Source organism: Paraburkholderia phenazinium, from assembly GCF_900100735.1.
In the GTDB taxonomy this organism is placed as follows: Bacteria; Pseudomonadota; Gammaproteobacteria; order Burkholderiales; family Burkholderiaceae; genus Paraburkholderia; species Paraburkholderia phenazinia.
The window spans coordinates 84,645-95,852 of the sequence record NZ_FNCJ01000004.1; the positions used below are offsets into that span (position 1 = coordinate 84,645).

Annotated in this window: 6 protein-coding genes; 4 read left to right on the plus strand and 2 right to left on the minus strand. The window is 63.9% G+C overall.

The features are described 5' to 3' along the window. Window positions 1–357 precede the first annotated feature (357 nt). The gene (locus BLQ92_RS10695) at window positions 358–1,608 is read left to right on the plus strand and encodes an MFS transporter (RefSeq protein ID WP_090684182.1); all 1,251 of its coding nucleotides are present in this window, start codon (window positions 358–360) and stop codon (window positions 1,606–1,608) included. Between the two features lie 310 nt (window positions 1,609–1,918). Further along, a complete protein-coding gene (locus BLQ92_RS10700) occupies window positions 1,919–3,823 on the plus strand; it encodes a propionate--CoA ligase (RefSeq protein ID WP_090684185.1) in 1,905 nt (634 codons plus the stop codon). Window positions 3,824–3,899: 76 nt separating this feature from the next. Here BLQ92_RS10700 and BLQ92_RS10705 read toward each other — a convergent pair whose 3' ends face one another. Together BLQ92_RS10705 and BLQ92_RS10710 are read right to left on the minus strand one after the other, a co-directional pair. Continuing rightward, window positions 3,900–4,685 (minus strand): 5'-methylthioadenosine/adenosylhomocysteine nucleosidase, encoded by a 786-nt coding sequence (locus BLQ92_RS10705; protein ID WP_090684186.1) that lies wholly within the window; start codon window positions 4,683–4,685, stop codon window positions 3,900–3,902. Next, complete coding sequence (locus BLQ92_RS10710) at window positions 4,682–7,033, minus strand: UvrD-helicase domain-containing protein (RefSeq protein ID WP_090684837.1); 2,352 nt, start codon at window positions 7,031–7,033, stop codon at window positions 4,682–4,684. The genes BLQ92_RS10705 and BLQ92_RS10710 overlap by 4 nt, the downstream gene beginning before the upstream one ends. A 216-nt stretch (window positions 7,034–7,249) precedes the next feature. Here BLQ92_RS10710 and BLQ92_RS10715 point away from each other — a divergent pair, with 216 nt between their 5' ends. Both BLQ92_RS10715 and galU read left to right on the plus strand, forming a co-directional pair. Next, on the plus strand, window positions 7,250–10,129 hold the full coding sequence (locus tag BLQ92_RS10715) for a valine--tRNA ligase (protein ID WP_090684188.1): 2,880 nt from the start codon (window positions 7,250–7,252) through the stop codon (window positions 10,127–10,129). Window positions 10,130–10,193: 64 nt separating this feature from the next. Beyond that, the gene (galU, locus tag BLQ92_RS10720) at window positions 10,194–11,075 is read left to right on the plus strand and encodes a UTP--glucose-1-phosphate uridylyltransferase GalU (RefSeq protein ID WP_090684190.1); all 882 of its coding nucleotides are present in this window, start codon (window positions 10,194–10,196) and stop codon (window positions 11,073–11,075) included. Window positions 11,076–11,208 lie beyond the last annotated feature (133 nt).

An 11,208-nucleotide genomic window follows, 5' to 3' on the forward strand; every position in this document is an offset into this window, starting at 1 on the left:
CATCGCGCATCCGCCTTGTAGGCGGCGCCCCGCGACCGTCTTATACACGGCCAAAATTCGCCTCGGCGTACCACTGCGGCCACTTGCGCAGGTGCCCAAATCGTGGCAGTTAGCCGTAAATTCACGGCGTCCCGGCACGACTTTCGCCCCGCCCCCTGTCCGCGCAAGATCCGAGACACATCCGAGGCGCGCCCCAGGCATGTCCACTCGTGTCCGATTCGCGACAAAACTTGTCCTTACATTTCACGCGAGCCACATTACACTTCGTGAAATGCCAGATGGCGCCGGGTCATGTGTCGATATGCCGCAGCCAGCGGATCCGGCCCTCGCTCACTTTTCTCTCCTTCTCTCAAGCGCATGGAAACGAGCCTCGACAAAAACGCCCTCGCCGGCGTCTCAAGCAGCCCCGCCGCCCCGCCTCTGGCCGCCATGCCACAACACACGGTCTACTCCGTGCTCGGCGCCATCAGCTTTTCGCACCTGATCAACGACATGATCCAGTCGCTGGTCCTCGCGATCTATCCGATGCTGAAGGCCAACTTTTCGCTGTCGTTCGGGCAGATCGGCCTGATCACGCTGACCTATCAGATCACCGCCTCACTGCTGCAACCGCTGATCGGCAGCTATACCGACAAGCATCCGAAGCCGTATTCCCTGCCAATCGGCATGGGCTTTACGCTCGCCGGCCTGCTGCTGATGTCAGTCGCGCCGAACTTCGGCATTCTGCTGGTGGCGGCAGCGCTGGTCGGCTGCGGTTCGTCGGTGTTCCACCCGGAGTCGTCGCGGGTCGCGCGGATGGCCTCGGGCGGCCAGCATGGTCTCGCGCAGTCGCTGTTCCAGGTCGGCGGCAACGCCGGCTCCTCGCTCGGGCCGCTGCTCGCCGCCCTGATCATCATCCCGCACGGCCAGCGCAGCATTGCGTGGGTGTCCTCAGCGGCGCTGGTGGCGATCGTCGTGCTCACCCAGATCGGCCGCTGGTACAAGCGCCATCCGGCGACCAAAAAGGCGCGCGCCGCGCACGCCGGTCATGCGTCGCTGTCGCGCAACCAGGTGCGGCTCGCGATGGGAGTGCTCGTGCTGCTGGTGTTCTCGAAATACTTCTACCTCGCCAGCATCAACAGCTATTTCACCTTCTATCTGATCGACAAGTTCCATCTGCCGGTGCAGGCCGCGCAGGTCCACCTGTTCATTTTCCTCGCGGCCGTCGCAGCGGGCACGATCATCGGCGGTCCGATCGGCGACCGGATCGGCCGCAAATATGTGATCTGGGTGTCGATCCTCGGTGTCGCGCCGTTCACCATGCTGCTGCCGTACGCCAACCTGTTCTGGACCAGCATGCTGACCGTGGTCATCGGCGTGGTGCTGGCGTCGGCGTTCTCGGCGATCCTGGTGTATGCCCAGGAGCTGATTCCCGGCAAGGTGGGCATGATCGCGGGCCTCTTCTTCGGCTTCGCGTTCGGCCTCGGCGGGATCGGCGCGGCGGTGCTCGGCCAGCTGGCCGATGCGACCAGCATCGGCTATGTGTATAAGGTCTGCTCGTTCCTGCCGCTGATCGGCATCCTGACGGTGTTCCTGCCGGACGTCGAGGGCAGGCGCGCCAAGGCTTGAGTGAGCTCAAGGCGGGATCGAATCGACTGAATCTAAACCACGCGATCTGAACCGGGAATTGCCGGGAATTGCCGGGGGTCGACACCCCGGATCGAATGGAAAGAGGCGCTGCGGCGCCTTTTTCCATTTTGGGCGAGCGGCACGCCGCGCCTATGGTGAACCCGCGTTGTCCGCGCCGGTGAGCCTGCTCTATGCTGTGCGGACATGCACCGTACACACCGTGCCGAGGCCGCGACCGCCGTTCGCGCGTCGGCGCGCAAGCGCTTCGCCCGCCCGCTCACCCCATGCAGCAGGACAAGGATCGCCGCCAATGACCCGTTATCGCGAGTTCCACCGCCGTTCCATCGAAGCCCCCGAAGACTTCTGGCGCGACGAAGCGCGACGCATCCATTGGGAGACGCCGTTCGAGACCGTGCTCGACCGCTCGAATCCGCCGTTTGCGCGCTGGTTCGTCGGCGGCCGGACCAATCTGTGCCATAACGCGGTGGACCGGCATCTGGCCGAACGGGCGCAACAGAACGCGCTCGTCTATATATCGACCGAAACCGGTATCGAGCGGCGCTACACCTACGCCGAGCTGTACGCCGAAATCAACCGGATGGCCGCAGTGATGCGCTCACTGGGCGTCAAGCGCGGCGACCGCGTGCTGATCTACCTACCGATGATCCCCGAAGCGGTGTTCGCGATGCTCGCCTGCGCGCGCCTGGGCGCGATTCACTCGGTGGTGTTCGGCGGCTTCGCGGCGCCCAGCCTCGCGGCGCGCATCGACGACGCCAAACCGGCGCTGATCGTCACCGCCGATGCCGGCGCGCGCGGAGGCAAGGTGATCGACTACACGCCGCTCGTCGACGAAGCGCTTGCCCGCGCGCAGCACAAGCCGCCGCATGTGCTGCGGATCGACCGGCAGCTGGCGCCCGAACGCCTGAACGCCAGCTACCTGGTCGACTACGAGCCGCTACGCGAACAGTTTTTCGACGTCCATGTGCCGTGCGAATGGCTGGAGTCCAACGAGCCATCGTATGTGCTCTACACCTCGGGCACGACCGGGCGGCCGAAAGGCGTGGTGCGCGACGTGGGCGGCTATGCGGTGGCGCTGGCGGCATCGATGGAATACATCTTCGAAGGTCGCGCGGGCGACACCATGTTCACCGCCTCGGACATCGGCTGGGTGGTCGGCCATAGCTACATCATCTATGCACCGTTGATCGCGGGCCTGACCACAGTGATGTACGAAGGCACGCCGATTCGCCCGGACGGCGGCATCTGGTGGCGGCTCGTCGAGCAGCATCGGATCAACCTGATGTTCACCGCACCGACCGCATTGCGCGTGCTCAAGAAACAGGACCCGGCGCTGCTGAAGAAGTCCGACCTGTCGAGCTTGCGCACGCTATTCCTGGCCGGCGAGCCGCTCGACGAACCCACGGCATCGTGGATCACCGACGCGCTCGGCAAACCGGTAGTGGACAACTACTGGCAGACCGAGACCGGCTGGCCGATGCTGGCGATCCAGCGCGGCGTCGAAGCGCTGCCGCAGAAGCTCGGCTCGCCGGGCGTGCCGGTCTACGGCTACAACCTGACGCTGCGCAACGAACAAACCGGCGATGTCTGCGCACCCGGCGAGAAAGGCGTGATCACGCTCGGCTATCCGCTGCCGCCGGGTTGCATGTCGACCGTGTGGGGCGACGACCGGCGCTTCGTCAGCACCTACTGGTCGAGTGTCCCGGATCAGCAGCTCTATTCGACCTTCGACTGGGGCATCCAGGATGACAACGGCTACGTGACGATCCTCGGCCGCACGGACGATGTGATCAACGTCGCCGGTCACCGGCTCGGCACGCGCGAAATCGAGGAAGCGCTATCGAGCCATGCGGCGGTGGCCGAAGTCGCGGTAGTGGGCGTGGCCGATCCGCTCAAGGGTCAAGTGGCGCTGGCGTTCGTGGTGCTGCGCGATGCAGAGCGTTACGCGCCAGAGGACGCGCGTGCGAAGCTCGAGGCCGACTTGGCCGCGACGGTGGACCGTCAGCTTGGGGCGATTGCGCGGCCGGCGCGGGTGCATATGGTGGCGATGCTGCCGAAGACGCGCTCGGGCAAGCTGCTGCGCCGCGCGATTGCGGCGCTGGCGGAAGGGCGCGATCCTGGCGATCTGCCGACCATCGAAGATGCCAGCGCCTTGCAGCAGGTGCGCGATGCGCTGACGGCGGGTGGGAAGGCTTAGCCGCTGCTCACTGGACCAAGCGCCGCAAGATGCCGTTGCGGCGCTCGCGGCGCAGACAGACGGGAGCGCGGCGCGCTTAGACGCGCGCCTGCAAGAACCGCTTCAGAATGCCATTCGAATAGGTCCCGGCGATCTCAGTCAAGAACGAGGTAAACGACGCGGGCGCATGCGCATCCGCCGTGTCGGAAACCGTGCGCACAATCGCGCACGGCACGCCGTACTCGTGACAGACCTGCGCGATCGCCGCGCCTTCCATCTCGACGGCGAGCGCATCGGGCAAGGCCTCGCGCAGTGCCTCGACGGCCGCCGCACTGGCGACAAACTGATCGCCGCTGATGATGAGCCCACGATGCACACGCGGCAGTTGCGTCGCGAAGCGCGCGGCCAATGCCGGGCCCTCTTCCGCCACGAATTGCTCGGTCGCCGCCGCAAGCTGATCGGCCAGCATCTGATCCGCGGCGAAGCGGGCAACGCCGAGCAACGGCACTTCGAAACGCGGAAACAGCGGCGAGGCGTCGAGATCGTGTTGCGTCAAAGTATCGGCGACGACCACATCGCCGATCCGCACTTCCCGCCCGACCCCACCTGCGACACCGGTAAACACCACTGCCTCGACATCGAACGCATGAATCAAGGCACTGACCGTCGCCGCCGCGGCCACCTTGCCGATGCGTCCGAGCGTGACGACGCACGGCGCGCCATGCACGGTGCCGAGGTGATAATCGCGCCGGCCATGCGTGACCGTACGCACCTCGGATTCGGCGCGCATCGCCTCGAGCAGATCACCGAGTTCCTGCGGCAAAGCCGCCATCACACCTAGCGGACGACGAGCGCCCGCCGCCCCGGTTTGCACTGTGCTCATTCGACCGCCTGCAGTTTGGCGACCGCCAGCGCCAGCCACTTCTCGCCGTGCCGCTTGAACTTGACCTGCGCCTTGGCATCGGCGCCACCGCCTTCGAGCGCGATGATCGTGCCTTCGCCGAACTTGGTATGGAACACCTGCTGGCCGACCCGGAAACCGCTCTCGGCGGCGCGCTGCTCATTGGCAAAAGCCGGCAACGGCGCCGAGGTCGTCGACGCCGGCCCCGTGTAACCCGGCCGCGCAAACCAGTCACGGCCGTAACCTGCGTTGTCGGAGCGGCCACCCCAGCGTGCGCCCGCCTCGACCTTGGGCGTGAGCCACTTGAGCGTTTCCTGCGGCAGCTCGTCGAAAAAGCGCGAACGGATGTTGTAGCGTGTCTGCCCATGCAGCATCCGGCTCTGCGCGAACGACAGATACAAGCGCTCCTTGGCACGCGTAATCGCGACGTACATCAGACGGCGCTCTTCTTCGAGCCCGTCGGTTTCCATCGCGCTGTTCTCGTGCGGGAACAGGCCTTCTTCGAGACCGGTGATGAACACCGCAGTGAACTCGAGCCCCTTCGCCGCATGAACCGTCATCAACTGCACGGCTTCCTGGCCGGCCTGCGCCTGGTTGTCGCCCGCTTCGAGCGAGGCGTGCGATAGGAAGCCGGCAAGCGGCGTCATCGTGTCGGGGTTCTGCGCCGGGTCGGTGACTTCCGGCGCATCGAGAACGACGGTATTCGGGTCGTCGGTCGCCGTCACCAGTTCCGGCGCAGCGGTCGCGCCCGGACGCAGCGGAATGGAGCGCGCCGGCGTGTCGAGGCCGTAGCCTTCTTCGCTGACGAAAGCCGCCGCCGCATTGACCAGTTCCTGCAAGTTTTCCAGACGGTCCTGCCCCTCGCGTTCGGTCTGATAAAACTCCGCGAGACCGCTCGTGCGCACTACGTATTCGACGGTCTCCGGCAGGCTCATCTGCTGCGTTTCCGCGCGCATCTTGCCGATCAGGTTGGCGAAACTGGCAAGGCTCGAGCCTGCCTTGCCGGCGACGTACGGAATCGCCGCAGCCATCGAGCAGTTGTAGAGCCGTGCGGCATCCGCGAGCTGCTCGATCGAACGCGCCCCGATACCGCGAGTCGGGAAGTTGACGACGCGCGAGAACGCGGTGTCGTCGTTCGGGTTGTCGATCAGGCGCAGATAGGCGAGCGCGTGCTTGATTTCCTGACGCTCGAAGAAGCGCAGACCACCGTACACGCGGTAGGCGATACCGGCGTTGACGAGCGTATGTTCGATGGTGCGCGACTGCGCGTTGCTCCGGTACAGCACGGCGACTTCGCTGCGCGAGGTGCCGGTGCTGATGAGCGCCTTGATTTCCTCGACGATCCAGCCGGCCTCCTGCATATCGGTGGCGGCTTCGTAGACGCGCACCGGCTCGCCGTGGCCGGCGTCGGTGCGCAGGTTTTTGCCCAGCCGCCGCGAGTTATTGGCGATCAACTGATTGGCCGCATCGAGGATATGGCCATGCGAGCGATAGTTCTGCTCGAGCTTGATCAGGTGACGGACATTGAACTCGTTCTCGAAGTCGCGCATGTTGCCGACGTTCGCACCGCGAAACGCGTAAATGGACTGATCGTCGTCGCCGACCGCGAAGATCGAGTTGGTTTGCCCGGCGAGCAGCTTGAGCCACGCGTACTGAAGCTTGTTGGTGTCCTGAAACTCGTCGACGAGGATATGGCGAAAGCGCGCCTGATAGTGGGCGCGCAGCGGCGGATTGTGCGCGAGCAGCTCATAGCAGCGCAGCAGCAGTTCGGGGAAGTCGACCACGCCTTCACGCTGGCACTGCTGGTCGTAGGCCTCGTAGAGCTCGACAAATTTGCGGTTGAAGTTATCGGTAGCGTCGACGTCTTTGGGGCGCAGGCCCTGCTCCTTGGCGTTGTTGATGAAGTACTGGAGATTTTTCGCCGGGTACTTCTCATCGTCGATGTTCAGGCCCTTCATCAGACGCTTGATCGCGGACAGCTGGTCGGCGGTATCGAGAATCTGGAAGGTGGCGGGCAAGGCGGCGTCGCGGTGATGGGCGCGCAGCATGCGGTTGCAGAGGCCGTGGAAGGTGCCGATCCACATGCCGCGGGTGTCGATGGGCAGGAGGGCTTGCAGGCGCGCCATCATTTCGCGGGCGGCTTTGTTGGTGAAGGTGACCGCGAGGATGGTTGCTGGCGATGCCAGACCTTGCTGGATGAGCCATGCGATGCGGGTGATCAGGACACGGGTTTTGCCGCTGCCCGCGCCGGCTAGAATCAGTGCCGGTTCGTTGGGGAGCGTTACCGCGGCGTGTTGTTCGGGGTTTAGGTTAACGAGGAGTTCGGGCATTTTCCAGGGGGTCGGCGGCGGTTCGTTCGTCATTATAAGGTTCAGGGTTTGTTTTGGTTTTTGCCTGCGGCGCCTTGCTTTTAAGACCACCCCCAAGGCGCCGCAGGCAAACAGCCCAACACCGCATGAACCCGGACAAGCGCCGCAGGCAAACCTCCCGCAAGGGCGCACCCCTTATAATCAGGGATTCCACAGCATCCCAGCAGACGACGAACAATGAGCGACAGCACGCTTGCCAAGAGTTTCGAGCCCCACAACATCGAAGCCCAATGGGGCCCGGAGTGGGAAAAACGCGCCTACGCCGCGCCCGCGTTCGCCGAGAACGCCAAAAACTTCTCGATCCAGCTCCCGCCGCCGAACGTCACAGGCACCCTCCACATGGGGCACGCCTTCAACCAGACGATCATGGACGGCCTCACCCGTTACCATCGGATGCTCGGCGAAAACACCCTCTGGGTCCCCGGCACCGATCACGCCGGCATCGCGACCCAGATCGTCGTCGAACGCCAATTGGACGCCCAGGGCGTCTCGCGCCATGACCTCGGCCGCGAAAAGTTCGTCGAACGTGTCTGGGAGTGGAAGCAGCAGTCCGGCTCCACCATCACCAGCCAGGTGCGCCGCCTCGGCGCCTCCATCGACTGGTCGCGCGAATACTTCACCATGGACGACAAGATGTCCGCCGCCGTGCGCGACGTCTTCGTCCGTCTATATGAACAAGGCCTGATCTATCGCGGCAAGCGCCTCGTCAACTGGGATCCGGTCCTCATGACCGCCGTCTCCGACCTCGAAGTCGCCAGCGAAGAAGAAAACGGCCATCTGTGGCATATCCAGTACCCGCTCGCCGATGGCTCGGGTCATCTGACTGTCGCAACCACCCGTCCGGAAACCATGCTCGGCGACGTCGCCGTGATGGTTCATCCGGAGGACGAACGCTACGCCGCCCTGATCGGCAAGATGGTCAAGCTGCCGCTCGCCGACCGCGAAATCCCCATCATCGCCGACGACTACGTCGACCGCGAATTCGGCACCGGCGTCGTCAAGGTCACCCCGGCGCACGATTTCAACGACTATCAGGTCGGCCAGCGTCACAAGCTGCCGCAGATCGAAATCCTGACGCTCGAAGCGAAGATCAACGACAACGCGCCCGAAAAATACCGCGGTCTCGATCGCTTCGAAGCGCGCAAGCAAGTCGTTGCCGATCTCGAAGCCATCGGCCTGCTCGAGTCCGTCAAGCCGCACAAGCTGATGGTGCCGCGTGGCGACCGTACCGGCGTCGTGCTGGAACCGATGCTCACCGACCAGTGGTTCGTCGGCATGAGCAAGCCGGCCCCCGAAGGCACCTTCAATCCCGGCAAGTCGATCGCCGAAGCCGCGCTCGACGTGGTCCGCAACGGCCAGATCAAGTTCGTCCCGGAAAACTGGACCAACACCTACTATCAATGGCTCGAAAACATCCAGGACTGGTGTATCTCGCGCCAGCTCTGGTGGGGCCATCAGATTCCGGCGTGGTATGGCGAAAGCGGCGAAATCTTCGTCGCCAAGACGGAAGAAGAGGCCCGCGCCCAGGCTGCCGCCAAAGGCTACACCGGCGCCCTGAAGCGTGACGAAGACGTGCTCGACACTTGGTTCTCGTCGGCGCTGGTGCCGTTCTCGTCGCTCGGCTGGCCGAACGAGACGAAGGAACTGGAAGCGTTCCTGCCCTCCTCGGTGCTCGTCACCGGCTTCGACATCATCTTCTTCTGGGTCGCGCGGATGGTCATGATGACCACCCACTTCACCGGCAAGGTGCCGTTCGACACCGTCTATGTGCATGGTCTGGTGCGCGACGCCGAGGGCCAGAAGATGTCGAAGAGCAAGGGCAACACGCTCGACCCGATCGATATCGTCGACGGCATCGATCTCGACTCGCTGGTCGCCAAGCGCACCACCGGTCTGATGAACCCGAAGCAGGCGGCATCGATCGAGAAGAAGACCCGCAAGGAATTCCCGGACGGCATCCCCGCCTTCGGCACCGACGCGCTGCGCTTCACCATGGCGTCGATGGCCACGCTCGGCCGTAACGTCAACTTCGACCTCGCGCGCTGCGAGGGCTACCGCAACTTCTGCAACAAGCTGTGGAACGCCACCCGCTTCGTGCTGATGAACTGCGAAGGCCACGACTGCGGTTTCGGCAAGCCGGCCGATGCGTGCGGCCCGAATGGCGAGGGCAATTGCGGTCCGGGCGCCTATCTCGACTTCTCGCAGGCCGACCGCTGGATCGTCTCGCATCTGCAGCGCGTCGAGGCCGAAGTCGCCAAGGGTTTTGCCGACTACCGCTTCGACAATGTGGCGAACGCCCTATACAAGTTCGTCTGGGACGAATACTGTGATTGGTATCTTGAGCTCGCCAAGGTGCAGATCCAGAATGGCGCGCCGGAACAGCAGCGCGCCACGCGCCGCACGCTGTTGCGTGTGCTCGAGACGGTCCTGCGCCTCGCGCATCCGGTAATTCCGTTCATCACCGAAGCGCTGTGGCAAAAGGTGGCGCCGCTTGCCGACCGTTACCCGCAGGGCAAGGCAGAGGGCGAGGCATCCATCATGGTGCAGCCTTATCCGGTGGCCGATCTCAGCAAGCTCGACGAAGCCGCCGAGCAGTGGGTGGCCGACCTGAAGGCCGTGATCGACGCCTGCCGCAACCTGCGCGGGGAGATGAACCTGTCGCCGGCCACCAAGGTCCCGCTGCTCGCTACCGGCAACGCCGAGCGGCTGCGCACCTTTGCGCCGTACGCCCAGGCGCTGGCGCGATTGTCGGAAGTGCAGATCATCGCCGACGAGGCCACGCTCGACGCCCAGGCACATGGCGCGCCAATTGCTATCGTAGGTAATGACAAGCTGGTGCTGAAGGTCGAGATCGATGTCGCCGCCGAACGCGAACGCTTGTCAAAAGAAATTGCGCGACTGGGCGCCGAAGTGGTGAAGTGCAACGCCAAGTTACAAAATGAAAGCTTTGTTGCCAAAGCCCCGCCTGCAGTCGTTGAGCAGGAGCAGAAAAGGCTGGCAGAATACGAAACGACTATCGGCAAGCTGAACGCGCAACTTGCGCGCCTGCCGGCCTGATTGATGCTCGACGCCTGTGCCTCGCGCACAGGCGTAGCCACCAGAGGATTCAGGGGTATATAACATGCTAAAAGTTACAAAAGCGGTATTTCCGGTAGCCGGTCTTGGCACCCGGTTCCTCCCCGCCACCAAGGCGAGCCCGAAGGAAATGCTGCCCATCGTCGACAAGCCGCTGATCCAGTACGCCGTTGAAGAAGCCATGGCGGCCGGCATCACCGAAATGATCTTCGTCACCGGCCGCAGCAAGCGGGCCATCGAGGATCACTTCGACAAATCGTACGAAATCGAAGCCGAACTCGAAGCGCGCGGCAAGGACAAGCTGCTCGAACTGGTGCGCAGTATCAAGCCGAGCCATGTGGATTGCTTCTACGTGCGCCAGCCCGAGGCGCTCGGCCTAGGCCACGCGGTGATGTGCGCCGAAAAGCTGGTCGGCGACAACCCGTTTGCCGTGATTCTCGCGGACGACTTGCTGTACGGCACGCCCCCCGTGATGGCGCAGATGATCGAGGTGTTCGACCACTATCACAGCTCGGTGATCGGCGTCGAAGAGATCCCGCACTCGGAGACGAAGTCCTACGGGATCGTCGATGGCAAGGAGTGGGAGGACTCGATCATCAAGATGTCCGGCATCATTGAGAAGCCGGCGCCGGAAGTCGCGCCGTCGAACCTCGGCGTGGTCGGCCGCTACGTGCTCAAGCCGCGGATTTTCGAACATCTGCGCGCGCTCAAGCCGGGCGCCGGCGGCGAACTGCAGTTGACGGACGCGATCCAGTCGCTGCTCGCCGACGAACAGGTGCTCGCGTACAAGTACCACGGCACGCGTTTCGACTGCGGCAGCAAGCTCGGCTACCTGAAGGCCACCGTGGAGTTTGCGCTGCGCCATCCGGAAGTGGCCGCGGACTTCCAGGAGTACCTGCGCACACGTTCGCCGGTGCTGGAAGGCTAAGCGCTCGAAATAAAAGCGCTGCGAGAGTGCGCAAAGGCACGCAGTAGAAATCGGAAAGGCGCTGTTGCCCTGTATGTTGGGCACAGCGCCTTTTGTTTCGGTACGGGCCAGACACGCTATGGTGTTTGCACAG

Excerpts from the sequence above, each read along its gene's own strand:
- BLQ92_RS10710 (WP_090684837.1), bottom strand. The coding sequence starts at position 7,033 with ATGCCCGAACTCCTCGTTAACCTAAACCCCGAACAACACGCCGCGGTA.
- BLQ92_RS10705 (WP_090684186.1), bottom strand. The coding sequence starts at position 4,685 with ATGAGCACAGTGCAAACCGGGGCGGCGGGCGCTCGTCGTCCGCTAGGT.
- BLQ92_RS10715 (WP_090684188.1), top strand. The coding sequence starts at position 7,250 with ATGAGCGACAGCACGCTTGCCAAGAGTTTCGAGCCCCACAACATCGAA.
- BLQ92_RS10700 (WP_090684185.1), top strand. The coding sequence starts at position 1,919 with ATGACCCGTTATCGCGAGTTCCACCGCCGTTCCATCGAAGCCCCCGAA.
- BLQ92_RS10695 (WP_090684182.1), top strand. The coding sequence starts at position 358 with ATGGAAACGAGCCTCGACAAAAACGCCCTCGCCGGCGTCTCAAGCAGC.
- galU (WP_090684190.1), top strand. The coding sequence starts at position 10,194 with ATGCTAAAAGTTACAAAAGCGGTATTTCCGGTAGCCGGTCTTGGCACC.